27 protein-coding genes are annotated in these 25841 nt (G+C 59.3%); 11 read left to right on the top strand and 16 right to left on the bottom strand.

The genetic code is table 11. The features are described 5' to 3' along the window. Positions 1 to 39: 39 nt before the first annotated feature. From AB6729_RS08735 to AB6729_RS08715, 5 genes are all read right to left on the bottom strand, one after another. Complete coding sequence (locus tag AB6729_RS08735; protein ID WP_371081238.1) at positions 40 to 630, bottom strand: hypothetical protein; 591 nt, start codon at positions 628 to 630, stop codon at positions 40 to 42. Positions 631 to 658: 28 nt separating this feature from the next. Further along, the gene (locus AB6729_RS08730; RefSeq protein WP_371081237.1) at positions 659 to 973 is read right to left on the bottom strand and encodes a type II toxin-antitoxin system RelE/ParE family toxin; all 315 of its coding nucleotides are present in this window, start codon (positions 971 to 973) and stop codon (positions 659 to 661) included. Continuing rightward, positions 970 to 1257, bottom strand: a complete 288-nt coding sequence (locus AB6729_RS08725; RefSeq protein WP_371081236.1) for a hypothetical protein — start codon at positions 1255 to 1257, stop codon at positions 970 to 972. Before AB6729_RS08725 ends, AB6729_RS08730 begins: the two co-directional genes overlap by 4 nt. Before the next feature lie 35 nt (positions 1258 to 1292). Next, positions 1293 to 2522 (bottom strand): cell division protein FtsA, encoded by a 1230-nt coding sequence (ftsA, locus tag AB6729_RS08720; protein ID WP_371081235.1) that lies wholly within the window; start codon positions 2520 to 2522, stop codon positions 1293 to 1295. Between the two features lie 81 nt (positions 2523 to 2603). After that, positions 2604 to 3908, bottom strand: coding sequence for a cell division protein FtsQ/DivIB (locus tag AB6729_RS08715; RefSeq protein ID WP_371081234.1), 1305 nt, complete (start codon positions 3906 to 3908; stop codon positions 2604 to 2606). A gap of 141 nt (positions 3909 to 4049) precedes the next feature. Between AB6729_RS08715 and AB6729_RS08710 the strand changes: the two genes are divergently transcribed. Continuing rightward, positions 4050 to 5288 (top strand): SGNH/GDSL hydrolase family protein, encoded by a 1239-nt coding sequence (locus tag AB6729_RS08710; protein ID WP_371081233.1) that lies wholly within the window; start codon positions 4050 to 4052, stop codon positions 5286 to 5288. A gap of 34 nt (positions 5289 to 5322) precedes the next feature. Here AB6729_RS08710 and AB6729_RS08705 read toward each other — a convergent pair whose 3' ends face one another. The 4 genes from AB6729_RS08705 to AB6729_RS08690 form a co-directional block, all read right to left on the bottom strand. Further along, positions 5323 to 5793 (bottom strand): hypothetical protein, encoded by a 471-nt coding sequence (locus tag AB6729_RS08705; RefSeq protein ID WP_371081232.1) that lies wholly within the window; start codon positions 5791 to 5793, stop codon positions 5323 to 5325. A gap of 108 nt (positions 5794 to 5901) precedes the next feature. Next, positions 5902 to 6060 (bottom strand): hypothetical protein, encoded by a 159-nt coding sequence (locus AB6729_RS08700; protein ID WP_371081231.1) that lies wholly within the window; start codon positions 6058 to 6060, stop codon positions 5902 to 5904. 49 nt (positions 6061 to 6109) lie between these two features. Next, positions 6110 to 6520, bottom strand: coding sequence for a hypothetical protein (locus tag AB6729_RS08695; protein WP_371081230.1), 411 nt, complete (start codon positions 6518 to 6520; stop codon positions 6110 to 6112). Positions 6521 to 6672: 152 nt separating this feature from the next. Continuing rightward, entirely contained in the window at positions 6673 to 7125 is a 453-nt protein-coding gene (locus AB6729_RS08690) for a hypothetical protein (RefSeq protein WP_371081229.1), read from the bottom strand. A 347-nt stretch (positions 7126 to 7472) separates the two neighbouring features. On the opposite strand from AB6729_RS08690, the gene AB6729_RS08685 reads away from it, so the two are divergent. Both AB6729_RS08685 and AB6729_RS08680 read left to right on the top strand, forming a co-directional pair. After that, positions 7473 to 7853 carry a DUF2314 domain-containing protein gene (locus AB6729_RS08685; protein ID WP_371081228.1) on the top strand — a complete coding sequence of 127 codons (381 nt, stop codon included), beginning with the start codon at positions 7473 to 7475 and terminating at the stop codon, positions 7851 to 7853. Between the two features lie 78 nt (positions 7854 to 7931). Then, entirely contained in the window at positions 7932 to 8381 is a 450-nt protein-coding gene (locus tag AB6729_RS08680) for a transposase (RefSeq protein ID WP_371081227.1), read from the top strand. 453 nt (positions 8382 to 8834) lie between these two features. Here AB6729_RS08680 and AB6729_RS08675 read toward each other — a convergent pair whose 3' ends face one another. Together AB6729_RS08675 and AB6729_RS08670 are read right to left on the bottom strand one after the other, a co-directional pair. Next, entirely contained in the window at positions 8835 to 11438 is a 2604-nt protein-coding gene (locus tag AB6729_RS08675; RefSeq protein WP_371081226.1) for a bifunctional (p)ppGpp synthetase/guanosine-3',5'-bis(diphosphate) 3'-pyrophosphohydrolase, read from the bottom strand. Between the two features lie 202 nt (positions 11439 to 11640). Beyond that, positions 11641 to 11778, bottom strand: a complete 138-nt coding sequence (locus AB6729_RS08670) for a hypothetical protein (protein WP_371081225.1) — start codon at positions 11776 to 11778, stop codon at positions 11641 to 11643. Positions 11779 to 11946: 168 nt separating this feature from the next. Between AB6729_RS08670 and AB6729_RS08665 the strand changes: the two genes are divergently transcribed. Beyond that, positions 11947 to 12933, top strand: coding sequence for a right-handed parallel beta-helix repeat-containing protein (locus AB6729_RS08665; protein WP_371081224.1), 987 nt, complete (start codon positions 11947 to 11949; stop codon positions 12931 to 12933). Between the two features lie 80 nt (positions 12934 to 13013). Here AB6729_RS08665 and AB6729_RS08660 read toward each other — a convergent pair whose 3' ends face one another. Then, positions 13014 to 14690, bottom strand: coding sequence for a PQQ-binding-like beta-propeller repeat protein (locus AB6729_RS08660; RefSeq protein WP_371081223.1), 1677 nt, complete (start codon positions 14688 to 14690; stop codon positions 13014 to 13016). Between the two features lie 314 nt (positions 14691 to 15004). Here AB6729_RS08660 and AB6729_RS08655 point away from each other — a divergent pair, with 314 nt between their 5' ends. After that, positions 15005 to 15463: a helix-hairpin-helix domain-containing protein gene (locus AB6729_RS08655; protein WP_371081222.1), complete on the top strand. Its 459-nt coding sequence runs from the start codon at positions 15005 to 15007 to the stop codon at positions 15461 to 15463. Positions 15464 to 15942: 479 nt separating this feature from the next. Here the strand turns inward: AB6729_RS08655 and AB6729_RS08650 are convergent, their stop codons facing one another. Together AB6729_RS08650 and AB6729_RS08645 are read right to left on the bottom strand one after the other, a co-directional pair. Then, on the bottom strand, positions 15943 to 17559 hold the full coding sequence (locus AB6729_RS08650; RefSeq protein ID WP_371081221.1) for a PQQ-binding-like beta-propeller repeat protein: 1617 nt from the start codon (positions 17557 to 17559) through the stop codon (positions 15943 to 15945). After that, the gene (locus AB6729_RS08645) at positions 17559 to 19166 is read right to left on the bottom strand and encodes a hypothetical protein (protein ID WP_371081220.1); all 1608 of its coding nucleotides are present in this window, start codon (positions 19164 to 19166) and stop codon (positions 17559 to 17561) included. The genes AB6729_RS08650 and AB6729_RS08645 overlap by 1 nt, the downstream gene beginning before the upstream one ends. A gap of 531 nt (positions 19167 to 19697) precedes the next feature. Between AB6729_RS08645 and tsaB the strand changes: the two genes are divergently transcribed. The 5 genes from tsaB to AB6729_RS08620 all read left to right on the top strand — a co-directional run bounded on the left by tsaB (position 19698) and on the right by AB6729_RS08620 (position 23673). Further along, positions 19698 to 20372: a tRNA (adenosine(37)-N6)-threonylcarbamoyltransferase complex dimerization subunit type 1 TsaB gene (gene tsaB / locus AB6729_RS08640; protein WP_371081219.1), complete on the top strand. Its 675-nt coding sequence runs from the start codon at positions 19698 to 19700 to the stop codon at positions 20370 to 20372. After that, a complete protein-coding gene (rimI, locus tag AB6729_RS08635) occupies positions 20363 to 20845 on the top strand; it encodes a ribosomal protein S18-alanine N-acetyltransferase (protein WP_371081218.1) in 483 nt (160 codons plus the stop codon). Before tsaB ends, rimI begins: the two co-directional genes overlap by 10 nt. Before the next feature lie 52 nt (positions 20846 to 20897). After that, a complete protein-coding gene (locus AB6729_RS08630; protein WP_371081217.1) occupies positions 20898 to 21542 on the top strand; it encodes a phosphatidylserine decarboxylase family protein in 645 nt (214 codons plus the stop codon). A gap of 1 nt (position 21543) precedes the next feature. Further along, the gene (gene pssA, locus AB6729_RS08625) at positions 21544 to 22383 is read left to right on the top strand and encodes a CDP-diacylglycerol--serine O-phosphatidyltransferase (protein WP_371081216.1); all 840 of its coding nucleotides are present in this window, start codon (positions 21544 to 21546) and stop codon (positions 22381 to 22383) included. 294 nt (positions 22384 to 22677) lie between these two features. Continuing rightward, positions 22678 to 23673, top strand: coding sequence for an Asd/ArgC dimerization domain-containing protein (locus tag AB6729_RS08620; RefSeq protein WP_371081215.1), 996 nt, complete (start codon positions 22678 to 22680; stop codon positions 23671 to 23673). 332 nt (positions 23674 to 24005) lie between these two features. Here AB6729_RS08620 and AB6729_RS08615 read toward each other — a convergent pair whose 3' ends face one another. Continuing rightward, positions 24006 to 24836, bottom strand: coding sequence for an alpha/beta fold hydrolase (locus tag AB6729_RS08615; RefSeq protein ID WP_371081214.1), 831 nt, complete (start codon positions 24834 to 24836; stop codon positions 24006 to 24008). 224 nt (positions 24837 to 25060) lie between these two features. Between AB6729_RS08615 and AB6729_RS08610 the strand changes: the two genes are divergently transcribed. Further along, positions 25061 to 25690, top strand: coding sequence for a GDSL-type esterase/lipase family protein (locus AB6729_RS08610; protein WP_371081213.1), 630 nt, complete (start codon positions 25061 to 25063; stop codon positions 25688 to 25690). 73 nt (positions 25691 to 25763) lie between these two features. Here AB6729_RS08610 and AB6729_RS08605 read toward each other — a convergent pair. Beyond that, the coding region (locus AB6729_RS08605) for a hypothetical protein (protein WP_371082605.1) at positions 25764 to 25841 on the bottom strand (78 nt) is incomplete at its 5' end.

The raw sequence follows: 25841 nt of genomic DNA, 5'->3' as shown, positions 1-25841 counted from the left end.
CGGCTTTTGCCGGGCCTCCTTGTGTCATCCATTCAATTCTTAGCGATTGCGGAGCGTGTGAAAGACGATACCAACGCTTACCGATTCCACAGTGTTGGACTTCACGCCACCCATGCCGATGTTCTGGCCAATGCCCACTTCAGGAAGGCGTACTGCCATAAACGGCAGCAGATTGATGTCCAGTCCGCCGACGACGCGATAGGCGAAAAAGTTGTCAATGCGATCGCGCCGATTCCATCCGAAGAGCACTTCGCCGTATGGCGTCAGGAAACCTTTGTCCGCGGAGAAGCTGGCGCGGACGCCGCCCAGCGCGCTGTCCATGCGGAATGCATTCTGGCCAGAGAGAACGTACGAGGCAGACTTGTTGCTCTTGTAAATATCGCCGCGTACGTCGACGCCCAACAGGGCCGGTCCCATCTGTTTCCACTGGTAGTACACGCCGCCACCGCCACCAATCGCGCGATCGACGCCATCGTTATACGAGCAGGGCAGAGGAGCGTCCTTGCAGGCCACACCCGCCGCACGTTCTGCGTTGATAGTGCCGTAAACGCCCAGCTGGGCATTTGCACGAACCGTGACGAGAGGCAGGGCAGCTGCCGCCAGAACCAGATGCAGGAACTTCAACTTCATATGCTATTGAGTTTACCGGACGGCTCCGCTATGGGCGGTTTTTCTCGAAGAAAGCCGCATAATCTTCGCCTCGATAAGCGATGTTCAGTACCTGCACCCTGGTTTCGCGTACGCGGAACTGCACACTTACGCTTCTTCGAAAGCCTATGACTCGGACGTCTTCGCCAAGCTCGGCATAGATGTTGCCTCGATGGGGAAAGCGGCTGAGTTCCATGCAAAATGAAACCAGATCCTCCATATAACGCAACACAATGCGCTCGTCTGTCTTTTGTAGGAGGAAGCGATATAGCTTCTCAAGCTGGCTGTCGGCACGCCTGGAAAATTCAACGGAATAAAGCTTCACGCAGTGAGTTTCTCGAGTGACTCACGGCGCGTGCGGAATCTTGCCGCAACGTCTTCTGCCGGAATGGCACTGGATGGGTCCTGATCCAACTCCTGCGCAGCTTCACGTACGGCCCGTACTGTCTCCGGTGTTAACGTCGATTCCAGAAACAGGGTGGTCTGCGCATGGGAACGCAGCGCCTCTACGATTGCTTCTTCCGCTGATTGAAAATGACCGAGCGCGATCTCGTCAGCGAGAAAGTGTTCAACGTCGTCTGGAAGAGTTAGCGTAATCGCCTTCTGCATAGGTATCCACCGTATTTGAAGGATACAACCGGCAGCTAAAAGCTGCCGGCAAACAGAGATTTCAGCTTCTGCTTCAAACCCATCTCTTCGCTGGCGCGGCGCACCTGTGTGCGATGGGTGTACAGCAGCATTCCGATGGCCGTAGCAAACTCCGGTCCGGCGAGTTCCTGCGGCATACGCGACAGCGGCACCGGTGATCCTACGCGTGCCGGTGTGCGTAGCAGGCTTTCGGCCACATCCAGCAGCCCTGCCAGTTTTGCACCGCCACCGGTCAACACGGCGCCGGTTCCAAGAGCTTCCAGCACGCCACCCTGGCGAAGATTGTCACGCAGCATGGTGAATAACTCGCGTGCGCGGGGTTCCAGAATCTCTGCCAGAAAGCGCTGGCGGACAAGCCGTGGCGCTGTCGAGCCGCCGGTAGACAGGTTGCCACCGACCTCAATCTCATTCAGCGAGGGGACGCTCGTCACAACGCAGTTGCCATACATCAACTTCAGCTGCTCGGCCTCTTCTGTGCTCACGTGCAGGCCGACGGCAAGGTCATTCGTAAAGTGATCGCCGCCAATGGGCAGGACGGCGGTATGTGCCACCGATCCCTCAAAGAACACCACCATTTCCGTAGTGCTGGCTCCAATGTCAGCAAGGCAAACGCCCAGTTCGCGTTCGTCGGCGCTGAGAACAGATTCAGCCGAAGCGATACCTTCATAAACCGTGTCCACCACTTCGAGACCGGCGCGGTTGGCACATGTCACCACGCTCTGGGCCACGCCTCCGCTGCAGGTGGAGAGATGCAGATTCACTTCCAGCTTGGTGCCCACCATGCCGATGGGATCGTGAATGCCGGGCTGATCATCCAGGATGAATTCCTGCGGTAACAGGTGCAGAATCTCGCGATCTGCGGGCAGTGCTACGGAACGTGCGCGATCCACGGCAGCGCGCACTTCTTCGCGCGTGATCTCTCGCATGCGGCTTCCCATGGAGATACCGCCACGTGAATTGATGCCCTTTACGTGCGTCCCGCCAATGCCGACGACGGCCGTTTCAATGCCGATCCGCGTCATGCGCTCGGCGGTCAGGGCTGCACGGTTGATGGCATCGGCCGCGGGGCCAAGCTCCGCAATCAGTCCCTTGCGCATGCCTTTGGAACGTTCAATCCCGTGGCCGCGATAACGCAGCACGCCGTCCTGCAACTCCGCCACCAGCACACAGCTCTTCTGGCTGCCGGCGTCCAGTACGGTGATCAGGTTGTCGTTCTTCTCTTTCACAGAACGGGACGGCTCCTATGTGCATGATACTTGGGTACTGCGACCCCTCTTGCGTTTGCAAAGGGAGATTATTCCTGACGGCTACTCAGTCTTCGCCGTTGTCTTTGTGGCGCTGCGGGCTTTCTCCCGCTTTGCCATCCATGCTTTGATCGCTTCCACACGTTTGCGCGTGGCGGCTTCCTTTTCCTGTGCCTTTGCGGATGTCTTGTGTGCGGCAGGCGCATGGGGCTTCGGCTCTACTGACTTTGCGGGCATGTTCACTGCTGGTGCTTTTGCCGCGGGAGCAGACGCTTTCACCGGAACATTGGCCTTCGCCACCTGGACAGGCACACTCTTCTGTGCGGGTGCAGCATCCTGTGCTGAAGCGACATTCGGAGCCGCAGGCCCGTTCACGACGGTAGAGTCCTTGGTTGGCATCTGCAGTACAACCTGCCGTTCGTAACGCATGTCCACACCATTCAGGCGGGGATACGTGGTGTGCCACTCTGCAATGTGTTCCTGAAACTTATGGAAGCGCTTCAGGAAGTCCTGCGTGCCAAAGTGCACCATTACATCCTGATTGCTATAGGGGATCAGCGCCTTCACATCCTCAGGATCGGAGAGGTCCACCTCGCTCAACTGCGCCGACGTATCCTTGCCATCCGAGTCCAGATCCTTCAGGAATGCCGCATAAAGCTGCATCTTCTGCTGGCGTGATGCTGCCGCATCCGCTGTTTTAATTCCTGTGATGACGGGGAAGGTATAGCGTGCGTTGCCGGGAGCGTCCGGCGGAATATCCAGCACCACACCGCTGGCATCGATCAAGCCAATATCCCCACCCTGTCGCAGGTAGGCAACAGGAACGCGCTCCGTGACATGCACTCGCAGGCGATTTGGCAGCAGCCGCATCACCGTGGCATGTTCTACCCACGGCATCTGCTCCAGTTGCGTCCGCCGTTCTTCGAGTGGAACGTGGAAGATATTGCGATCCACATCTTCACCAAAGACGCTGAGCATCTGGGCGCGCGAGAGATGGCTGTTGCCATCCAGCTCCATCTGCTGCGAGGAAGTGATGCGAAAGGTATCGCTGGTGGTCATGTAATGCAGGACGGCATAGCATCCTGCGGCAAGTACGCCCAGCGACAGACCGACGGAAACGCCCGCAATGATCCAGCCATTGCGTGTCCTGGGAATCAGGCCGCGACGAATGCGACGATTACGCCCGCTGGCGCGGAGGAAGGCCTCTGTGTCGGCGTCTTCGGCAAAGTCGTCCACCATCTCACGACGTGGACGCACGGATTCAACCGCAGGACGGCGGAAGGGGACGGGTTCGGGGCGCAAGGCCACGGCGTCCTCGTCATCGAGGACTGCAGCGACTGCGCCGCCATTCTTTTGAAGCTTCCGCATGCCTGAGCAGGGCCGCGGAGAATCGCCTGCGGCCATCTTACAGTGCTGAGATGTGGCATCCGTACGGAAACAGTGGTGTGCCGGAACCTAAGTGGGCAATCCCTCGGCGGCCGGTGACTGCGACCGAATACAATTTCGCCCATGCGACTTTCTCTTGCTGCGCCGTTGTTTGTCCTGGCCTCTCTTCTGCCTGCTGCTGGATTTGCTCAGAAAGATTCGGATTGGGTGGGTACCTGGACCAGCGCGGCGATGCCTCTGGCGCAGCCCTCTGACAAGGTCAAGCTGCCGCTGGGGTATGACGATGTGGCCGTGCGTCAAGTCGTACACATTAGTCAAGGGGGCAAGCGGCTGCGTGTTGCCTTTACCAACGAGTTCGGCACTACACCGCTGCACATTCGCGCGGCGCACATGGCGTTTCTGGCGGCGGGATCGAAGATTCTCCCCGCAACGGATAAGGCCCTTACCTTCGCGGGGAACCCGGAGATCACCATTGCTCCCGGCCAGTTTGCCTATTCCGATGCCGTTAAGGAGACGGTGCCGACCTTCTCCGATGTCGTGATCACGACTGCCATTCCGACGCAGACGATGCCGACGATTACTTATCACTCGCTTGGAATGACGACGACGTGGTTTGCGCCAGGCGGCGATGTGGCAGCGCCGGAGTTTGAGTCTCCAGACGTAGCGGTGCCGAGCGTTCTTAAGACGAGTTCCTGGTACTTCCTGAAGGACGTCGAAGTGGATAAGGCGAGGCATTCCGCCGCCATCGTTACCATCGGCGATTCCATTACGGATGGTGCGCGGTCTACTCCGGATATGAATCGGCGGTGGCCGGATCAGCTTGCTCCTCTGTTAGCTGCCAATAAGAAGACCAGGCGGCTTGGCATCCTGAATGTGGGCATTAGCGGGAACCGCGTGCTGAAGTTCGGCGCGGGGCCCAGTGCGCTGGACCGCTTTGACCGGGATGTGGTGAAGCAGCCTGGGGCGAAGTACGTGGTGCTGATGGATGGGATCAACGACATTGGCAACATGCATCGTGCGCCTGTGGACGCGATCACTGAGAAGGAGATGCTGGACGCTTATACGACGCTGGCCAACAAGGCGCATGCCGCGGGGTTGAAGATCATTGCCGCGACGCTGACGCCGTATGAAGGTGCGAAGTATTACAGCGAAGATGGCGAACAGATACGCGAGCATCTGAACACGTTCTTCCGCACCAGCAAGCTGTTCGATGGTGTGATCGACTTCGACAAGATCATTGCCGATCCGCAGCATCCGCTGCAGTTCAACCCGAAGTATGATTCAGGCGATCATCTTCATCCTTCGGACGCTGGTTATATGGCGATGGCTGCGGGAATTGACCTGAAACTGTTCCGCAAATAGCGATTGATTCGCTGTTTTTGCGCTGTTTCTGCAGCTACTTTTTGGCCAGCTTGATGGTCTGGTGCAGGGTCTTGTAGCAGGGGATGGGGTCTGCGGCGTGCGTGTTGAGCATGTCGCGGACGCTGCCGTCGTAGAGGACGGAGTCGCCGGGGCGGAGGAAGATCTCCGTGGCGCGGGCGTCGCATTCCGGTTCGCGCGTGACCTTCATCTCGAAGACCTGCTGGTTGCGGAGCAGGTCCTGGCGGACGGGCAGGCCGAAGCCGGGATACTGGTCGACCAGCTTGACGAACTGGTGGTCGCTGCCTTTGACGCTGACGTCAGCCAGGTAGACGTCCTGATTGCCGGCAAAGCTCTGGTGAGATGTGCTGCTGGCGGCCAGGATGCGGACGCGGGCCTTCATGGGCCTGGACTGGTTGGTAAATGGTGTGGGTGTTGCGGCGGTGAGCGTGGTGGCGATCCCCAGCAGTGCAGGTAGAGCGGTCCATCGCATGGGGTTTCGGTTCACGTTCGCCTCCAAGACGGAAGTTTACTCTACCGACCACGATTCCGGCTGCGCGGGTTTGGGAGCAGGACGACATCCTCGTCCTGCTGCGCCGTAATGGGACAGGACCGCTTACTGCTTGGTCTTGAGGATGAGCTTCTGGAGGCGGCCGATCTCCTCGCGGTGTGTGGCCAGGACGATGTTGCGCTCAAGGGTGTTGGGCTGCTTTACGACCTCGTCCCATGCGCTCTGCTGTGTTGCGAGGGCTTCCTTTGCTTGATCCAGATTCATGGTTTCTGCCTTTCGTCGTATAAGTTGCAGGTTGGTTGAAATATTGGACTTAATCTGAGAAAGGCATGCCGAAGGAGAGTACGGCGCACCGTGGGGGGCGGTGGAGACGTCCCATCACCTGAATGTGTTTGTCCATCTCATTCCAGATGCACAGGGCGAAGTCGTTCAGGTAGAGGAAGCGCAGTTTGTCCGCTGAGGTGCCTTTCTCGGTGTATATGCTGATCTCGTTCAGGCGTTGCGTTTGTGCAGAAGCAATCAGATAAGGCCACATGCTGATGGCGGGAGTGTTGTCCGGGTTATCCAGCTCCAGGCGACTTTGCGAGAGGATGGCATAGCGAGTTGGCTGTTGCGAACGGCGACAAAGCTCGAGGCCGACGGGTATTTCTGGCGCCCAAACAGGTCTTGGTGCAGGTTGCAGAGCGCCGTAAAAGACGACATCTTTCGTTTCGTACGTGGTCATATCCACTCCAGACGGCTGACTTGCGGAAGTGCGCTCGTCTAGAGGTAAAGTCCCGGGGAGGGACTAGAGGCGAGAAAGAGGTACTGCTCCAAGCATAGTCCTTTCCGCGAGAAACTGCTGGATGCGCGACATTATGTTCAACGGCTGCGACTTTAGCGCGTATCGCGTTCGGGTGCGAGGGTGTCGCCTTCGGGAGTGATCTCCACGTCGTGGACGGGTTCGACGGCGTAGCTGTGGTCGAAACGGCGGGAGACGCAGTTGGTGCTGGCGAGCTGGAGACCGTAGAGCAATGCGGTGGCTCGGGATTGCTCGAGGCGGCCTGCGGCTAAGGCGTTGAGCACGGTGGAGATGGCCATCTGGACGGAGGTTCGGTCTTCCAGCGGGCCGAGGTCGAGTGTCTGGCTGGGCGCGGGTTCCATGCCGACGAGCGTGCCAGACTTGTCGAGAACGGGAAGCATGACCTCAGAGCTTCGCTGGGGAGCGATGGCTCTGCGATGCTGCTGGTGCAGGCGGTTGTGGAAGTAGCAGAAGTCGGCTTTGAGAAGGCGCGGCGATTGGCAGCGGTCTCCGTTGGAGCGGATGTGACGGCAGATTCGGTAGTTCATTTCTCTCGTTTCCTCGTTGTTCGTTTCTCTCGTTGCTCTGGGGAAAGACGAAGGCCAGCCTTTCGGCTGGCCTGTGGCGGGGAGGGGTACCCCCTCCCCTGTTTTTCTAAAATCGTCTTTCTATTGGGGTTACGGCGCTGGTGTCGCTAAAATCCTCTTTCCATTGTGGTTAGGGGCAAAATCGTCTTTCTAAAAGGGTTAGGGCCGCGCGATGCGCGGCCCTTTCTTGTCCTGTTTCTATTGTAGTGAGTTGGGGGAAATAACATGCCAACTCTATTTGCTTTGGTTTGTTTAGGTTGGATGGTTTTGGGACTTGACAGCTTCCAACCTCAACCTTACTTTCAGGTATGCCTGAGGATGATGAGAACCTTGTAGCGGTGTCCGGTGACAACGACGCCATGTACGCTGCGATTAACGAGGCTCGCGCCACTTTTCGCCAATTTCTAGATCAGTTCTTTGCGCAGAGACCCAATCAAACGTCGTTCCTGGTGAAAATCTGTTTTGAAGACGGCGATGCTGTTGAGCATGTCTGGATGGCTGATCTCGATCTTGCGTCCGATCCTCCGACCGGTGTTGTTGCGAACGAACCTCAAATATCAACGCTGACGTATATGCAGCGGGTGCCAATCAATCTTTCGCAACTGAGCGACTGGATGTATTTCGAGGACGAGTGCCTGGTTGGTGGGTTTACGACGAGGGCGCTAAGTTCGAGTACGCGGGGGAATTGAAAATGTTCTTTCGGAAGGGCAGGGCTTCAGCCCTGCCGTACACTGCCGTTCAGGAGTTAGGCTTTAGCCGCTGAGGGAATGAAGGCTACGGATCGCGCAGATAACTTCGGGACTTACTTTGTTACGGTGAATTGCGCTTCGAAGCGGCGCCTATTTCACATGGAGCGGAATGCGGCGTTGATGTTTGAAGTGCTTCAGCAGTATCGGGAGCACTATAAGCTGCATTCGTTTGTGATCATGCCGGATCATCTGCATGTGTTGTTGACGCCTTCGAGTACGTTGGAGCGCTCGATGCAGTTGATTAAGGGTGGCTTTTCGTTTCGGTATCACAAGGAGTTTGGTGGGCTACGGGATGTTTGGCAGAAGCGGTATACGGATCATCGCTGCCGGGACATCTCGGATTTTGAGACTCATAAGCGGTATATCGAGATGAATCCGGTGGTGGCGGGGCTTTGTGAGAAGGCGGAGGAGTATGCGTGGTCTTCCGTTAGCTCCCGGTTGTGTGGGGGAGATTCCCTCCGGGGCTAAAGCCCCCTCTTTTAGCGGGTGTTTACGGCAGGGCTGAAGCCCTGCCCTTCCGAAAGAAGTCGCGCTTCGCGCGATGGAGCGTCTTTCGCCGCTTGTTTGTCAAGTAATCGGAGATCGAATTATCGGGAGATGTCTTGTCGCACGATATGTGCTATGCCGCCATGACAGGGGCAACCGCATAAGAATGGAAAAACTCCATCATAATAAACACCACAGAGTTCATGTTTATGTCGAGCGCAGGCGATGCTTTGGGAAATAGGGGCGCCAAATTGAGGGTACTAACTCTGTACGTAACGTACCCGGCACTGGACTGTTTGCTGTTCTTATTTTCCTTATCTGGCGTGTTCGTCTTTTCGCAGTCGACATAATGCTTGCTCTCTTGAGGAACAAGCGAGCATTCATTGAGCCGTTTGCCGAATTGAAAAGGTCACGCAGAAACATGGATATCAAACTTTAGATTTTCGAGACGCGTTGGACTTCGCGGACGCCTGGGACTCTTCTTAGGTCTACGGTGAGTTTGTTCAGGTGGCGTAGGTCGAGCGTCTCTACTACGAATTCGACGGTGGCTGTAGTGCCGTCGTCGTTGGCTCGGCTGTCGACGGAGCGGATGTTGGTGTCGTCGTCGGAGATGATGGCCGTTAGTTCTTTGAGCATGCCGCTGCGGTCGTCGCAGGTGATGATGAGGCGGACGGGGTAGCGGGTGGGCTTGGGGCCGCCTGCTGCGCTGGGGGCTTCAGGGGCCCATTCGACGTTGATGCGGCGGTCGCTCTCGTATAACAAGTTCTGGACGTTGGGACAGCTTCGGGCGTGGACGGCGACGCCTTTGCCCCTGGTGACATAGCCCACGATTTCTTCGCCGCGGATGGGGTTACAACAACGGGCGCGGTAGACGAGTAAGTCGTTCTGACCTTCGACCTGGAGTGACTCAGAACCTTTGCCGAAGTAGACGCGCTTGATGGCGTCGGACATGCCGGCGAGGGTGTTTCCGGGGCCGGCGGGTGCGCCGGAATTGATACCCGTGCCGGTACTGCTCGTTGCTCCCGCTGCTCGTTGTTCGTTGCTCTCGTGGCCTTCGGCGTTGTGGCCGGTGGTGCTGCCGGGGACTAACTTATTCAGCGTTTGGCGTGCGCTGTACTTACCGAAGCCGATGGCTCCGAGTAAGTCGGCTGCGTTGCCGAGGCCGTAGTCGTTGGCGGCGCGAGTGTAATCCTCGTCAGATACCTTATGCAGACTTACTTTGAACTTACGGGCTTCGCGCTCAAGTAACTTACGACCTATCTCAATGGCGCGTTCGCGCTGATGCTCGTTGAGCCAGTGCTTGATCTTGTTGCGGGCACGTGAGGACTTGACGAAGCTGAGCCAGTCGCGCGAGGGCGTGTGGCCGGTCTGCGTGGTGATTTCGACGATGTCGCCGTTGCGGAGACGGTGGCGCAGGGGGACGATGCGGCCGTTGACCTTGGCGCCGGTGGTGGAGTGGCCGACTTCCGTGTGGATGGTGTAGGCGAAGTCGATGGGGGTGGCGTCTTTGGGCAGGACGACGACTTTGCCCTTGGGGGTGAAGGTGTAGACCTCTTCGGGGTACAGGTCGATCTTGAGGGTCGACATGAACTCGTTGGGGTCGGTCATCTCCTTCTGCCATTCCATGAGCTGGCGGACCCAGGCGAGGCGCTGCTCGTCCTTGGCGTTGACGGTTTCGTTGGCCTTGTATTTCCAGTGGGCGGCGATGCCGTCTTCGGCGATGCGGTGCATCTCCTCGGTACGGATCTGGACTTCAAACTGGTAGCCGCCTTCCCCTACGAGCGTGGTGTGCAGCGACTGGTAGAGGTTGGGGCGCGGCATGGCGATGAAGTCCTTGATGCGGCCGGGGACGGGGCGCCAGATGCTGTGGAGGAGGCCGAGGATTGCGTAGCAGTCCTGCACGGTCTGCGTGATGACGCGGACGGCGAAGAGGTCGTGGACGGAATTGAGTTCGGGTGATCCGCCCTCGGCGGCGTGCGCCTGCAGCTTGGAGTTGATGGAGTAGAGGCGCTTGATACGGAACTCGACGCGGCCGGGGAGGCCGTGACGGGTGAGCTCGAGGTTGAGGCGGTCCGCGATGGTGCTGAGGAATTCGGAGCCGCCGCGGTTGCGGAGCATCTCGACGTCCTGCGCGAGCTGGAGGTAGCGTTCGGGATCGACGTACTGGAAGGCGAGGTCTTCGAATTCGCCGCGGAGCTTACCCATGCCGAGGCGGTGGGCGAGTGGCGCGTAGATTTCGAGGGTCTCTTTGGCGATGCGCGTCTGCTTTTCCGGCTTCAGGTGCGCGAGGGTGCGCATGTTGTGCAGGCGGTCCGCCATCTTGATGAGGACGACGCGGATGTCCGAGACCATCGCGAGGAGCATCTTGCGGATGTTCTCGGCCTGGTGGTCTTCCTTGTTCGCGAACTTGATGCGGTCGAGCTTGGTGACGCCTTCGACGATGTGCGCGACCTGGGGGCCGAAGCGACGGGAGATCTCCTGGGTGGAGACGTCGGTGTCTTCGACGGCGTCGTGGAGGAGGCCTGCGGCGATGGCGGTGGAGTCCATCTTCATTTCGGCAAGGACCTGGCCGACTTCGAGGGGATGGATGACGTAGGGTTCGCCGGAGGCGCGCTTCTGGCCTTCGTGTTGCGAGAGACAGAAGAGCCATGCGGCGCGGATGATTTCGAGGTCGTCGGCGGGGCGCGCGTCGTGGACGGTTTCGAGGAGGGTTTCGAAGTCCGCGTCGATCTGCGTGGTGAGCGCGGCGGGGAAGGTTGGGAGGTATTGCGCGGACCGCGGGTTGCCGGAGGGCTGCGGCGCTGGCGTGGTTTCTGCGGGCGTCAGCGAGCCTTCGGGTTCGGCGAGATTCGCAGCGTTGTCCATCTCCAGCATGGCTTCGATGCCGTTGGCGACGGGAAGAGTTGGCGCACGGCGATGGGAATCCTGCGGCGACAGCGGCGTGAGCGCGGGTACAGCCGCCTCGAGATTGCGACCGGAGTCGCTCGAGGAGGGGTCAGAATTTCCGGGATTCGCAGGAGACGCCTGCGGCAGGTCCATGAGCCATTCTAGCTTGCGTCGATGGATGAGGCGAACCCCATGGAGCTGCGCAGGAATGGAAATGCCATGTGGAGGAAGAGGGGAGTATTTCTGACATGCAGCTAGGGTGCTTCTTCACACATACTCCAACGTTGCCGGAGTTTGCAGCCGAGACAACGTTGGAGTATGGGGTGTTCTTTGCCTGTCGGATGCGGAGTAAAGCTTAGGAGCCGCCGAAGACCGCATCGACGACGCCAGCACCGCCACTGATTTCAGCTGCGGACAGGGTTACTACCTGAAGCGTGGGGGCTACCCAGCGTCGTGGAGCAGAGGATGTGGCAGGGACGATCAAAAGTGACATGCGAACTTTTCTCCAAAGGAAGGATAGAACCGTTTCTACATGGAAAGAGGAAATTCGTCTATATCAGGCGATATCAAAACAGGATATTTACATGGCGCAGGATAGCTGAATATGGCGTGGAATAAGTACACTTAGCTGTTTCCATTTCATCCCATAGGAGTTTTCTCTGTGCGCCTTGCAAAGATAGTGCTTATCCCCTCATTGTTTCTTACCCTTACCGCTGCTGCCTCCGCTCAAGCTACCCGGACGTGGATTTCCGGTGTTGGCGATGATGTGAATCCTTGCAGCCGTACCGCTCCCTGCAAGACGTTTGCCGGTGCGATTTCCAAGACTGCTGCGGGCGGTGAAATTGACACGATGGACCCGGGCGGGTTCGGGACAGTGACGATCACGAAGTCCATTACGCTGGATGGTGGTGGATGGGTTTCGAGCATCCTGTCCTCAGGAACAAACGGCATTAATATCAACGCGGGTGCGGGTGACACGGTGACGTTGCGCAACCTGACGATCAATGGTGCAGGCACCACGCTTGGCCTGAATGGCGTGAATATCCTGAACGCGGCCAATGTTCATCTGGAGAACGTGGTGATCCAGAACTTCAGTAACAGTGGTGTGTCTGTGGGGGCAAGCGGAGCTGTTACAGCGACGTTGGATCATGTGTTGATCCGCGATATTTCGGGGCCTGCGATTGCGGCTACGGGTGCAAGCTCTTCTGCGGTGGCCTCGGTGAACATTAAGGACTCCAGCTTCCAGACTTCGAGCACCGGCGTAAACGTGGGGCAGAATGCGAAGGCAGTCGTGACCGGTTCCACTGCCTCGGGTAACACCGGCGCCGGCTACACCGTGAACGCCAATGGCAACCTTACCGTGGTGTCTTCTTCTGCCGGGGTTAATGCAGGCGCAGGATTCGCGGTGAATTCCAGCAGCGGTAATCCGACACTTACTCTTATTAGCGCGACAGCCGCATCGAACACTGGCGCAGGTATTGCGGTTACCGGTACAGGCACGACGGTTCTTCGTATGACCGGTTCTGCACTGCTTGGCAATGGCGGCGGTATCGCAGGAGCCGGGACCACTTACCTGGGAACCTATGGTGATAACGAAATCACCAATGGTGTGACCGGCGTAACGACGATTCCGGGAACGAAGCAGTAAGTACATCCAGCAGACTAAAAAGCAGATGGCACACAGGAGTTCCTGTGTGCCATCTGCTTTTTGTGTTGAAGCAGCTCTGGTTACTGCGTGGGGACTTTCAGGCCGAAGGCGTAGACGGTGTTGTCGGCGGTGGCGAAGGTGATCTGGCCGGGGCTGAAGCTTAGGCCGCTGGTCGTTACAGGGCTGGTGATCTGGGTGCCGCTGTTCCAGAGAGGTTTGCCGGTGGCTGCGTCGAGGGCGTAGAGCGTGGCGTTGGTTTTGCGGCTGCCTTTGCTGAGAACGAAGATGACGCCGCTGATGGCGATGGGCGCGGATGGTGTGCTGATGGTGGCGGAGGTCCATGCCGGTTCGAGCGACGTGGCGGTGAGCTTGTAGGCGTGGATGGCTCCGGTGGTGGCGCTGGTGTCGACTGCGAGCAGGTAGCGGGCGCCGTCGCTCTCGAAGGTGGTGAGAGCGTTTGGAGTGAAGTTGGTTTCTGCTGCGCTGGTGATGTCGGGTGTGCCCGCCGCGGCGGTGGCGGAGAGGACGTGGATGCGGCCATCGGCGGTGGTGATGGCGAGTTGTTCCTTGTTCGTTCCGTCGCGGAAGATGACGGGTTGCGAGTGGAAGGTTGTGCCTGAGGGCGCGGGGATGTCGAGGCGGTGGGTGAGTGTTTTCGGTTCGAGTTGTGCGATGGCTTTGGGAGTGGCGACGTTGAGGATGCCCGATTCTGTGAAGGCGGGGATGCCTACGATTGGTCCGGTGGCGGATTGCCATTTTGTCGGCGCGGGTTGCGGCGAGTTGGGGTCCATGCCGGAGACGATGGGGTGCGAGACGTCGAGAGCGTAGACGGAATCGGATGCCGGGCCGCAGTTGCTGGCGGTGCTGGCGTAGATGGTGTCGTCGATGTCGATGAGTGATGACACGCCGGTGCCTGCGGGTAGGAATGGTGTGGGTTTGTGCAGTTCTTTGAAGCTGCCCTGGCTGATGCCGTGCAGGATGCCGTCGGTCGTTACATAGAAGAGTGGTTGCGAGCCTTTGTAGAGGCCGGTGCCGGGGACGGGGCCGGTGCGGACGGGGCCGGTGATGGGCTTGTTGTCTGCCGGGATGCCGCCGGGGCCGGAGGCTCCTCCAATGGCTGGGCCGTTGGGTGCGGGGGCGTTGGCTGGTGCGGGTGTTTGCGTGGATGCTGGTGCGGGAACAGGGGCTGCGACGGGACGTGCACGCGCGACTTCACTCAGGTTCACGCCTGCTCCGGGAGCGGAGACGGAGGAGTGGTAGCCGCCCTTGCGGCCTGTGCTGGTGACCGGTGGCGGGACGAGTGGGGTGAGTCGTCCGATGGGACCTGCCAGTGCTGTGGGGCATGCTTTGGCCGTGGTGGTGAAGTGCTTGTCGAAGTAGGCGCGGCCGAGGTCGTAGTCGATGGAGAAGAGGGCGTTGGTGCCGCCGACTACCGTCAGAGCTTTGAAGCCGGTGTAGGCGATGAAGGTGTTGACCTGAACGGGTTCAGAGAGTGCATTGGTTGCGTTTTTGACAGGGACCTTCCATAGGAGCTGGAAGTCCTTTGCGGTTTCCGGGGTGATCTGGACGTCGGCGGGAACGGAGCGCGAACGTTGTGCGTTCATGGCTGCGGTGGTCCATTCCGGGCCGGTGCGGGAGAACTGGGCGTGTGCGGTGCTGGTGAGGAGTGCGGCGAGGAGGATTGCCCTCAGCGGGTTGTTTAGGGTGGCATGGATGGCCCGGCTAAAGCCGGGCCCCTTCAAAGCGGTCGGGCTCATCGCTTCGCGCTTCGCGTTTGTTAGTCGCGCTTTGCGCGATACCCAGGTTAGCTTAGCGAACCTGGGGCACCCGGGTTCCGTGGTTTCCTTTTGCGTTGTAGTGGGCAGAGGGGAAAGCAGGTCCTTCGACTTCGCTGCGCTTCGCTCAGGATGACGAACTTCGTTCGTATGGCTTCGCTGTTGACGAGTTTCGTTCGTGTGAGCCTCGCCATTTTGGGAAACAGTCACGGTGCCGCCTTTGGATTGAATCGTTTCAGAAAAAGAGGCTACCGGGGCAGTGCGCTGCCGTCAATCGGTGTTAGGATTCGGGCGTGATGCGGCGTTCTCTTTTCTTCGTTTGCGTTCTTGGTTGCATGTCTGGAACTGCGTTGGCGCAGTTGCCGGCAGGGCATGATGCGGCGCTGGTGCAGAAGAAATGTACCGTGTGCCACGACGCCGACCGCGTGATGAGCCAGCGGCAGGATGCCGATGGTTGGCAGACCACTGTGAACAAGATGAAGGCCCTGGGCGCGCCGATTGATGCGGCAGAGCAGAAGAAGATTGTGGCGTATCTGGCCGCGGCGTTTCCTGCGGAGATGGGGCCGAAGCTGAATATCAACCAGGCTTCGCAGGTGGAGCTGGAAGCGGCGTTTTCGCTCAGGCGGAAAGAGGCTGCGGCGGTGGTGCGGTATCGGGAATCGGTTGGCGGGTTCAAGTCGGTGGAGGACTTGAAGAAGGCTCCGGGGATGGATGCGCGGAAGGTGGATTCGAAGAAGGCGGATTTGACGGTTTAGCTTTCCCTCCGGGGCTAAAGCCCCTTTCCTTGTTTGATCTTTTACGGCCCGGCTGAAGCCGGGCCCCTTCAAAGAGACGCACATTCGTGCGTTGGATCGCTCCTTTGGAGCGATACCCAGGTTAGCTTCGCGAACCTGGGGCACCCGGTTTTTGTGGCTGGTGGTTTGTTTGGGTTTCCTTGTGCGTTGTAGAGGGTGTATAGGAATGCAGGTCCTTCGGCTTCACTCAGGATGACGGTCTTCGACCGTTGGAGCTTCGCTGGTTTTGTGGTTGGAAGCTTGTGGGGTCTTGGCAGGATGCGAGTTCATCGGGATTCTTCGCTGCGCTCAGAATGACCGCTTTGTGCGTATGAGCTTCGCTGATTGTGCTGGCCTGTGCATATGAGCTTCGTTGGTGTGTTTTCAGTGACTAAACGAGAAAGGCCCGCTGTATGCGGGCCTTTCTCGTTTTCGTTGCATTTGGAGCGAACGACGTGGAGTTAGAGGCCGAAGCAGTAGACGTTGCCGTCGTAGCTGCTCATGTAGACCTTGCCGTTGGCTACGGTGATGCCGGTGAAGTGGTTGAAGGAGGTGATGGTGTCCTTCGAAGACCACAGTTCCTTGCCGGTTTCCGCGTCGAGGGCGTAGATGGTGACGTGGTTGGATAATGCGGCGCGGTTGGAGGAGTCGAAGTTCAGGCCGATGTCCGGCCAGACCTGCTGCGTGTCGTCGCCCGAACCCCAGGTGTAGACGACGCCGTTGGCGATGACGGGCGGCTCGCCACGGAACATGTCACGCGAGACCCACACTGGCTTGTAGACGGGTTTGCCGCCTTCTTCCACCAGTTTGAATGCGCCTACGCCGCCCTCCTTGGTGACAGGCGTGTTCTCAATGGGGAACTTGAACTTGGAGTGCTTCGGTCCCCAGAAGGGAACGAGAACCCAGCGTGTGCCGCCCTTGTCTTCCCACGAGGAGACGGCGCCCCACGATCCGGCGGAGGCGAAGTCGACGGCTTCGTTGCAGATGTAGTCGGTCTTGATGAATGGCTCGTGGTGATCTGCAGAGCCGCCGGGGTTCTGCGGATCGAGGAGATACAGGCGGCATTCCTTACCGGAGGCTGCCATATATTGCTTGCCATGGAAGGTGAAGGCTGTGGGGGTGTTGTTGGGATCAAGGTCGCGACGGCGTAGCCAATCCCAGTTGGGCGGCGTAAACCAGTCTTTGACTTCCCAGTGACCTTCTTTCAAATGGAAGCCGACGACGGAGTTGCCGAGGACGAGGCTGTTGGGGTTCGTCGGGTTGTAAGGGCCGTCGCCGGTGGTGGTCCAGACGGTGCCGTCGGAGGTGATGACGGGACCGCGGCGACCCCAGAGGCCGCCACCGCCGCCGAAGCCCTTGGAGGTGGTTACCTTGCCATAGTCCGGGCCGGGTGTGACGACAGCGGAGAAGATGCCGCCGCGGCCTGCCCAGATGATGCTGCCCTTGTAAAGCTGCAGGGCGAACTTACTGGTGGAGCCGCCCTTGATGGGTTCCTGGATGTCTTCGCCGGTGACGTTGGAGAGCGTGTGCAGGGTGCCGCCGCCGTCGATGACGTAGATGGGGCGGACGCCTTTGGCATCGGGTTCGCCGATGACGGGGACGTCGGTGGAGCCGCCGGGGTTGAGGAAGTTGTAGTGACGCGTGTCCCTGGGCGGCGCGGGCATCTGGCGGGGCTGGCCGTCAGGCCCCATGCGGGTTTCCGGCTCAGGCGTCTTGTAGGTGAAGTGGTGCTGGAAGAAGGGTTTGCCGGACTTCGCGTCGAAGGCGTAGAGCGTGTCGCCGACGCCGAGGATGTAGACGATCTCCTTCGGGCCTTCTGCGGTGGGTACGTTCTGGACGACGAGCGGATCCATGAGAGTGTGGAGGCCCTGCGGATAGACGTCGGTCTTGGTCTTCCAGAGGAGCTTCAGCTTGCCTACGTTGGTCTTGGAGAGGATGTGCTCATCCTTGTTCCAGCCGGAGCGTTCGACGTCGCCGCCGGACATGAGCCAGTTGCCGTTCTGGGCAACAGCCATGCCGCAGCCGAGGACGACGGTAGCGATGGCGGAGAGCGTTTTCAGTTTGGTGGTGTTGAACATTAGCGCTCCTCCGGAATGCCGAATTGCAACAGGGTGTTGTCGTGGGTGGTGACGTAGATGTGACCGTTGGCGGCGGCGAGCGGCGTGTTGGCGTACGACGTGATGGCCGCGCCGCTGTTAAAGACTGCTGCGCCGGTGGCGAGGTTGAAGATGGTCAGCTTTGCCGGTTTTGCTTCCTTCTGGACCTGGGCGACGGTCTTGAGTTTGCCACTGGCGCTGGTAAGGCTGGTGGGCAGGCCGGAGCTGAGGCCAGCGACCAGGCCGCCGATGCTGACAGGGCCGACGGGTGTGAGCATGTCGCCCGAAGACCATGCCGGGATGAGTTTGGCGCGACCGGAGGAGGCGTCAAATTTGAACGCGACGATGGCGCCGTGGGTGATGGGTCCTTTGGAGCCGGGGAAGGTGGTGACTACCGTGCCGCGGACAGAGGCGAAGACGTAGCGGGTCTTGGTCTTGTCGTCGACTGCGGTGGCGAAGTGGCCGAAGATACCTGCGCCATTGCCCGATTTCACGAGAGCTTCCGAAGCGAACAACGGTGAGTGGTGGTCGCTGCCGCCGGGGGCGGATGCGTCCAGCAGGTAGACGTGACCGGAACGATCGCCTGCGAGGATGTATTCCTTGCCACCTTCGGTAAAGACGGCGGGTGTGACGCCTGCGTCGCCGGGATGGAAGGTGGGTTCGCTGGCGGGTGTGAAGTAATCCTTTACGGTCAGGGTTGCCGCGTCGAGCTTGAGCAGTGTGTCGCTGTAGTTGCCTGCGACGTCGCCTTTACCGGTGGGAACAGTGCCGTAGACGAAGTCGCCCTTGAGGTCGATGGCGGTGCCACCGGCGCCGGCGAAGCCTTCGCCATTGGTGAGGAAGCTGACAGGCTCCGTCCACTTGGGTTGTGTCTTGAAGGGCTTGTCCGGCTCGTTTTCGATCGTCGGCGGGGTGAAGGTGGAGGCGTAAAGGCCGTTTGCTGTGCCGTTGCAGCCGTTGATGGTGGCCGCGATGAAGGTGTCCTTGGCGCTGATGTTCAGGGCGGAGATGTTGGCACCGGCGGGCGCGAGTTTGGCCGGTGGGACCCAGCTATTGTTGGAGTCCTGCTGACGCATGGTGTAGACGTAACCGTCCTCACCGATGTTCCAGAGAAAACCGAGGCGACCGAAGCCACCACCGCCGAAGCGGGAAGTGCTGGAGAGTCCAGCAAGGACAGGGGCGGCCGTGACGCCGCCGGGGCAGAGAACGGTGGGGGCGCTGGCCTTCACGGTTTCTTTGCCGGGGACTGTGGTGGCGGTCTTGAACTCGTAGTTGAGGTCGGCGTCGTTCTGGAAGGTGGTGCCGGAGGCAGAGCCGGTCCAGAGGAACTCATGGAAGCCGGTGTAGCCGATGACCTGGGAGATGTCGATGGTGGAGGTGATGGAGTTGAGACCCATGGCCTTCACAGTGGCGAACTTGTGCTTGTAGAGGAGCACTATTTTGCTGGCGGTCTCCGGGGACAGATGGGTGTCCTGCTGGGCCCAGCCATCACGTTGAGGATTACCGGCCACGGTAGGCCAGTTGGCTGCCCATAGGCAGGCGCAGGAACTGGCCGCGACGCAAAGCGACCAGAGAGCTTGTTTCCGCATGCAGAGACCTCACTCAATTACAGAAAAGTGCATGTCCATCGGGAGGGTTTTGAGACGTCTCACAATGGGATGTAAAAAACGGCTTCCGACAGGCCCATGTGGCGGTGCGTTCGGAGAACGCGTCCCAGTGGTCTCGAGTGGAAGCGAACTGTTTATTCCATTCGCGGGGAGGGGTTGTCAAGAGGTTGTTTCGGAGTGTCATTACGGTTGCTTGTGCGTTTCAGAGGGTGTGTAGGAATGCAGGTCCTTCGACTTCACTTCGTTTCGCTCAGGATGACGGTCTTTGACCCGTATGAGCTTCGCTGGTTCACGCTTTCGCGTGAATGGAGCAGCTTTGCTGCTCGGCCCACATCTCAGAATCGAGATGTGGGGCACCCGGCGAACCTGGGGCACCCGGTTTTGTGGTTGGAAGCTTGTGGGGCCTTGGCAGGATGAGAGTTCGTCGGGATTCTTCACTTCGCTCAGAATGACCCTGGGATCGGGATCGGGGTGTTGCACCGTGCGCTCTGTGGCGGTGGGTATCATCAGGGAATGGCTTGGTTGCTGCTTCTGGATACGTGTGGCGAGGGCGGCGGTGTTGGGCTGGCGTGTGTGGATGGGGCGACGGCTGCGCTGGTTGCCGAGCGTTCACTGCCCGGGCGCGAGACGCAGGAGCGTCTGATGGGTGCGCTGGATGAGGTCTTTGCCGAGGCTGGTGTTAGGGGCTCGGAGTTGGATGGGATTGCGGTGGTGCATGGGCCGGGGTCGTTTACCGGGGTGAGGATTGGGCTGGCTGCGGCGAAGGGGCTGGCGGAGGCGCTGGATGTGCCGTTGATTGCGGTTTCGCGGCTGGAGTCGCTGGCTTCACAGTTTGTTGGACAGAGTTCCGACGCAGCTGGCGAGACGGTACAGGCGTGGCTGGATGCCGGTCGTGGTGATGTGTTTGTGGGGCGATATCGCGGCGCTGTGTGTGAAGAGGAAGTGATGCTGCCGGGAGGGGCTGCCGTTGCTGGCGCTGGCGATGGGCCGGTGGTGGTGATGGAAGATCGGCTGGCGGAGTTGGTGCCGGGTGCGGTGCGGGTGAACGCGGTGGGTGTTCGCGAAGCCATGGGAATTGCGCTGCGTAAGTTCCTGGCCGGCGAATTTGCGGATACGGCGCTGCTGGATGCGAATTATCTCCGCGTGCCGGATGCGGAGTTGGCGCTGCGAGCCCGGCAATGCGCGTGACCGTGCGCACTGCGGTCGTCGATGATCTGCCGCAGGTGTATGCGATTGCGGCGGCGAATCCCTCTGCACCGCAGTGGACGCTGGCGCAGTTTCAGGAGATTCTGTCGCCGAATGAAAGCATGGTGACGCGGCAATTGCTTGTGGCAATGGCGGATGTGACGGTGGTAGGATTCGCCGTGGTCTCCGCAGTGACTGTGGTGTATCCAGTGGAAGCGGAGCTAGAGAGTATTGCTGTGTCGCCGGAATGGCAGAGGCATGGCGCGGGCCGGGCGCTGATGCAGGATGTTTTGCGGTGGGCGGCATCGGTGGGCGCGGCTGAGTTGCGGCTTGAGGTTCGGATGAGCAACGCCGCAGCGCAAAAGTTGTATGAAGCGAGTGGTTTTCACACCTGCGGGATGCGCCCCAGGTATTATGCAAATCCCGTGGAAGACGCCGTTTGCATGATTCGCGCGACGATGGCAGGGGAATTGTAAGGTAGCGAAACTCTCCGACGGGAATCCGGCGACATAGGTATCATGGAGCAGTATGGTTCGTGATGGCATTTTCTACGCGCTTGGTCTGATTGTGGTCGCGCTGTTGCTTTGGCGATTGACGGGGTCGATTGGCATCAGCGTGATTCCGCTGGTGTTAGCGGTTTTCTTTCTGTGGTTTTTCCGCGATCCTGCGCGGCGGATCCCGAATGGGCCAGGTGAGATTGTGTCGCCGGGCGACGGCAAAGTCACCGAGGCGGAGTGGATTGAGACGCCGGATGGCAGCCGTCTGCGTCTGAGCATCTTCCTGAACGTGTTCGATGTTCACGTGAACCGGTCGCCCATTGAAGGCACAGTGAAGCTGGTGAACTATAAGACCGGCCTGTATCTGAACGCCATGCGTGCGGACAGCAACGTATTGAATGAACAGAACGTTGTGGTGATTGAGAACGAGAACTGTTCAGTACAGGTGAAGCAGATTGCCGGACTGCTGGCGCGGCGCATTGTGTGCTGGGTGAAGCCGGGCGATACGCTGCAGCGCGGGCAGCGCTTTGGGTTGATCAAGTTCGGTTCGCGCGTGGATGTGCTGATGCCGTCGGATGCGAATCTGAAGGTGCGCAGTGGCGATCGCGTGAAGGGCGGAAGCACGGTGTTGGCCGTGGTGCCGATTTCGACCGGTAGCACGGCGGTGGAAGGTTAGCGTGGAGCCTCGCAAAGGAGGCCGGCCAAGACGCGGGCTGTATGTGTTGCCGTCGATCTTTACCGGCGGCAATATCGCGCTTGGTTTCTATGCCATTACACAGAGTATGCGTGCGACGGCCACGGATTACGCGGCTTTTGACCATGCGGCGTTGGCGATTGCGTTTGCGCTGCCATTCGATGCTCTGGATGGCCGCATTGCGCGTATGACGAATACGGAAAGCGACTTTGGCCGTGAGCTGGATTCGCTGGCCGACGTGATTACGTTTGGTGTTGCGCCCGCGATCCTGGCCTATACGTGGGGCTTTCGTATGTTGCCGCAGATGGCGTATCCCATCCTGCATCAACGGCTGATTGCGTTTGGGCTGATTGCGGCGTTTCTGTTTTTGATCTGCGGTGCGTGCCGGTTGGCGCGGTTCAATGTAGCCATTAATCCAAAACCGAGCAATCCGGGAAGGCCGGGGCGCAGGTACTTTGTGGGTATGCCGATTCCGGCAGCCGCAGGCGTGATTGCCAGCGTGGTGCATTGCTTCAACGGGTCACCCATTGATAATCCGTGGATTGCGCTGGTGTGGTTGTGCCTGCTGCTGTTTACGGGATTCCTGATGGTGAGCCGGTGGCGCTTCTGGAGCGGCAAAGAGATCACGCTGGTGGATAAGCAGCCGGTGCGGTTGCTGGTGCTGCTGGTGCTGATGGCCGTGCTGCTGGAGGAGTTCTCAGAGTATCTGCTGATCAGTATGGCACTGGCGTATATGGTCAGCGGCATGTGGGCACGGCTGATGTATGCGGCGCAGAGTCGACGGGCGCGGCGGATGGGGATGCCGCTGCCGGGAACGAATTAAGGTACTTTGTACCGTTCTCGAAACGCTGCGCGTTTAACGCGCAGCGTGAATCCGGGACTCGCTCGGTTGGTGGTGAACGGTAGAGCGGGCCGTTGGCCCTTTGGTTTTCATCGCGGGCTCACCCAGGCCTTCGGCCTGGGCTAATATAGCGGCGCGCCCTTGGCGCTTGTTGCTGTGGTCAGTCCGATTAGTTCGTACGCTGTGCGGGAGATTAGTTCCTACGCTGGGCGGGAGATTAGTTCGTACGCTGTGCGGGAGAGTCGAGAGGGACTCCTGTGCATCTGAAAGAGAGATATGGCTAAGACGAATTACCGCATTGCGGTGGTAGGTGCAGGGTCGCTGTTGGGCAAAGAGATTGGCGACGAGATCGTTGAGAGTCCGCTGGCTTCTGCTGTGACGATCCTGCTGGATAACGAAGAGGCGAGCGGCATGCTGGAATCCATGGGCGACGAAGCCGCGTTTCTGCAGACAATGGAGCCTGCGGCGCTGGAGAACGTGGACGTGGCGATCTTTGCGGATGCGAAGATGCTGCGTGAGTATGCCGGTACGGCGCGTGCGATGGGCGCGGCTGTGGTCGACGCGACAGGCACGGATGTGGATGCGCCGGTGCGGTTGCCACTGCTGGCCGATGGAGTTCCGTTGGATCTGGAGACAGCACAGGTGCGTGTGGCTCATCCGGTGACAACGATGCTGGCGTTGGCATTGACCCAGGCTGGGCGTGTGGCTGCGGTGAAGGCTGCGTACGCCACGGTGCTGCAGCCTGCGAGTGAGAATGGGCGCGCATCGCTGGATGAGTTGCAGCAGCAGAGCATTAATCTTTTGAACTTCCAGTCGGCACCGACGGAGGAGTTTGATACGCAGGTGGCGTTCAACCTGTTGCCCGCGCTGGGTGAGGCTGCGAAGCATCCGCTGGTTGCGACGGAAGAGCGCGTGGTGCGCGAGTTGAAGTCGCTGCTGCCGGGCGGCCCTGTGCCAGTGTTGCAGTGGCTGCAGGCGCCGGTGTTTCATGGATTTTCTGTGTCGCTGTTTGTGGAGTTTGAGAAGCCGGTGATGCTGGAAGCGGTGAGTGCTGCGATCACGTCGGAATCGATGGACCTGGTGGGCGAAGAGGGTGACCCGCCGAGCAATCTTTCGTCTGCCGGACAGGGGCAGGTGCTGGTGCAGGTGAAGGGCGACGGCACTCGCTATGCCGTATGGATGGCCGCGGATAATCTCAAGTTGACGGCGAGAACTGCTGTGGCTTGCGCGCTGGAACTGACGCGGCTAAGGCCGCTGGGCAAGGTGCAGTAGAGAAGCAGCGAGTCAGCGAGTCAGCTACAACACTTCTGTTTGTTTTCAATTTTGCTGCACATGCGAAAGCCCCGGATGCCGGGGCTTTTTGCTGTTTCATGATCCTCGTCCGGGTTAGCGAATGACGGGATGAAAGAAGATGAGGCAAAGAACGCCCACAACGCCAAGGCTGATAACAAACGGCTGCCAGAGGCGATCCGGTAGGGACAGTTCTTCGTGATGGTGGTCGCTCATGAAAAATCTCCTTCTGGAACACTTCTATCGTACCCGATTTGTGCGTGGGCTTCGTACGCGTCCTTTGAGTACGAAGCCCTTTGCAGGCGATATTCGTGTCAGCTGCGGATGAACGCCAGCAGGTCCGGGTTGATGATGTCCGCGTGCGTGGTGCACATGCCGTGGGGAAATCCTTCGTAGAGCTTCAGCGTGCTGTTTTTCAGAAGCTTCGCGGAGAGCACACCGGCGTCCTGGTAAGGGACGATCTGGTCGTCGGTGCCGTGCATGACGAGTGTGGGGACAGTGATGGCTTTCAGGTCTTCTGTGAAGTCGGTTTCCGAGAAGGCCTTGATGCAGTCATAATGCGCCTTTGTGCCGCCCATCATGCCCTGACGCCACCAGTTACGGATCACGCCGTCGCTTACTTTCGCACCGGGACGGTTGAAGCCGTAGAACGGGCCCGCGGGCACGTCGATGTAGAACTGCGCGCGGTTGGCTGCAAGAGCTGCGCGGAAGCCGTCGAAGACTTCGATGGGAAGGCCGCCGGGATTGCTCTCGGACTTGACCATGATGGGAGGCACCGCGCCGATGAGGACTGCCTTTGCTACGCGGCCGGGTTTGGAACGCGCCACGTAACGGGCTACTTCGCCGCCGCCGGTGGAATGGCCGATGTGTACGGCGTTCTTCAGATCAAGTGCGTCGGCGAGCGCGATGACGTCTGCGGCGTACGTGTCCATTTCGTTGCCGGTATCTGTCTGTGTGGAACGGCCGTGACCGCGGCGATCATGCGCGATGACGCGGTAACCATGCTGCAGGAAGAAGAGCATCTGCGTGTCCCAGTCGTCCGCACTGAGAGGCCATCCGTGATGGAAGACGATGGGTTGTGCGTCCTTCGGGCCCCAGTCCTTGAAGTAAATGCTGGTTCCATCCTGCGTGGTGATCGTATCCATGTGTTCGTCTCCTGATTGTTCGTGGTTGTTCGAGAAGAGCTTCGCTGTTTTAGAGAAGGGCAGCGGTATTTCAGTATCGCCGCCCGTGCGGAGACTGACTGTGAAAAACGGATGGTATTGCTGGCGGGGCACGGCTACACAGGCTTAGATGCGGAGCCTATACTCACTTCGTGCGCTCCCTTGGGATTTTTATACTCACCAGTTGCCTGCTTGGCTGCACTTCGATGCGGGCGCAGGTGCGTGTCATCAATGATGGATTTCCCGGTGAAAACACTGAGGAACTGGATTCGCGCATCGACGGTGCATTGCGTGCCTATCATCCACAGATCGTGGTGCTGTTTGTGGGCGCGAATGATGCGTTGAATGATAAGAAGCTGCTTCCCAGCGCCTATACCGAACGGCATCTGGAAGCAATGGTGAAGAGCAGCACAGCCACGGGCGCGCAGGTGGTGATGGTCCAGATCCATACCCCGGATATGGTCCAGCTAATGAAGCGGCACAAGCTGGAAGAGTATGAAGGCGTTGGGCCATTGCAGCGTCTTGCGGTGGTGAACGATTTCATTGCCCAGGTTGCGCAGAAGGAACATACGGGACTGGTTCGTTTTGGCGATGTTCTGAACAAAGCCGGTGGCGCGAACCATAAGCTCAGCACCGATGGCGTTCACCTGACGGCGAAGGGCTATGGCCTGTTAGCGCAAGCTGTCCACCTGCAGCTTCCCGCGAACCTGCCTGCGAATACGACCATTCTTTGTTTTGGTGACAGCCTTACTTATGGGATTGGCGTGCGGCCTCCGAATGGTGCGCCGGAGACGCCGGAAACCTATCCTTCGCAACTGCGTTCCTTGCTCAGGTAAATCAGGATGGAGACAAGCAGAAGGGGCGAGCCTGTTGGCTCGCCCCTTCGGTATTGCGTTGTACTTGTTCGAACTACTTGACGATTTCGGCGATGGCGCCAGCGCCGACGGTGCGACCGCCTTCGCGGATGGCGAAGCGGAGACCCTTTTC

Origin of the sequence: Terriglobus sp. RCC_193, from assembly GCF_041355105.1 — a bacterium.
In the GTDB taxonomy this organism is placed as follows: domain Bacteria; phylum Acidobacteriota; class Terriglobia; order Terriglobales; family Acidobacteriaceae; genus Terriglobus.
Note: the sequence above shows the minus strand (reverse complement) of the source record. Positions and strands in the feature narration are given on the sequence as shown.

Excerpts from the sequence above, each read along its gene's own strand:
- AB6729_RS08660 (WP_371081223.1), bottom strand. The coding sequence starts at position 14,690 with ATGAGCCCGACCGCTTTGAAGGGGCCCGGCTTTAGCCGGGCCATCCAT.
- AB6729_RS08690 (WP_371081229.1), bottom strand. The coding sequence starts at position 7,125 with ATGAACTACCGAATCTGCCGTCACATCCGCTCCAACGGAGACCGCTGC.
- AB6729_RS08695 (WP_371081230.1), bottom strand. The coding sequence starts at position 6,520 with ATGACCACGTACGAAACGAAAGATGTCGTCTTTTACGGCGCTCTGCAA.
- AB6729_RS08735 (WP_371081238.1), bottom strand. The coding sequence starts at position 630 with ATGAAGTTGAAGTTCCTGCATCTGGTTCTGGCGGCAGCTGCCCTGCCT.
- AB6729_RS08620 (WP_371081215.1), top strand. The coding sequence starts at position 22,678 with ATGGCTAAGACGAATTACCGCATTGCGGTGGTAGGTGCAGGGTCGCTG.
- AB6729_RS08645 (WP_371081220.1), bottom strand. The coding sequence starts at position 19,166 with ATGCGGAAACAAGCTCTCTGGTCGCTTTGCGTCGCGGCCAGTTCCTGC.
- AB6729_RS08725 (WP_371081236.1), bottom strand. The coding sequence starts at position 1,257 with ATGCAGAAGGCGATTACGCTAACTCTTCCAGACGACGTTGAACACTTT.
- AB6729_RS08610 (WP_371081213.1), top strand. The coding sequence starts at position 25,061 with ATGCGGGCGCAGGTGCGTGTCATCAATGATGGATTTCCCGGTGAAAAC.
- AB6729_RS08715 (WP_371081234.1), bottom strand. The coding sequence starts at position 3,908 with ATGCGGAAGCTTCAAAAGAATGGCGGCGCAGTCGCTGCAGTCCTCGAT.
- AB6729_RS08700 (WP_371081231.1), bottom strand. The coding sequence starts at position 6,060 with ATGAATCTGGATCAAGCAAAGGAAGCCCTCGCAACACAGCAGAGCGCA.
- AB6729_RS08685 (WP_371081228.1), top strand. The coding sequence starts at position 7,473 with ATGCCTGAGGATGATGAGAACCTTGTAGCGGTGTCCGGTGACAACGAC.
- AB6729_RS08615 (WP_371081214.1), bottom strand. The coding sequence starts at position 24,836 with ATGGATACGATCACCACGCAGGATGGAACCAGCATTTACTTCAAGGAC.
- AB6729_RS08670 (WP_371081225.1), bottom strand. The coding sequence starts at position 11,778 with ATGTCACTTTTGATCGTCCCTGCCACATCCTCTGCTCCACGACGCTGG.
- AB6729_RS08650 (WP_371081221.1), bottom strand. The coding sequence starts at position 17,559 with ATGTTCAACACCACCAAACTGAAAACGCTCTCCGCCATCGCTACCGTC.
- AB6729_RS08675 (WP_371081226.1), bottom strand. The coding sequence starts at position 11,438 with ATGGACCTGCCGCAGGCGTCTCCTGCGAATCCCGGAAATTCTGACCCC.
- AB6729_RS08655 (WP_371081222.1), top strand. The coding sequence starts at position 15,005 with ATGCGGCGTTCTCTTTTCTTCGTTTGCGTTCTTGGTTGCATGTCTGGA.
- AB6729_RS08710 (WP_371081233.1), top strand. The coding sequence starts at position 4,050 with ATGCGACTTTCTCTTGCTGCGCCGTTGTTTGTCCTGGCCTCTCTTCTG.
- AB6729_RS08630 (WP_371081217.1), top strand. The coding sequence starts at position 20,898 with ATGGTTCGTGATGGCATTTTCTACGCGCTTGGTCTGATTGTGGTCGCG.
- rimI (WP_371081218.1), top strand. The coding sequence starts at position 20,363 with ATGCGCGTGACCGTGCGCACTGCGGTCGTCGATGATCTGCCGCAGGTG.
- AB6729_RS08680 (WP_371081227.1), top strand. The coding sequence starts at position 7,932 with ATGAAGGCTACGGATCGCGCAGATAACTTCGGGACTTACTTTGTTACG.
- tsaB (WP_371081219.1), top strand. The coding sequence starts at position 19,698 with ATGGCTTGGTTGCTGCTTCTGGATACGTGTGGCGAGGGCGGCGGTGTT.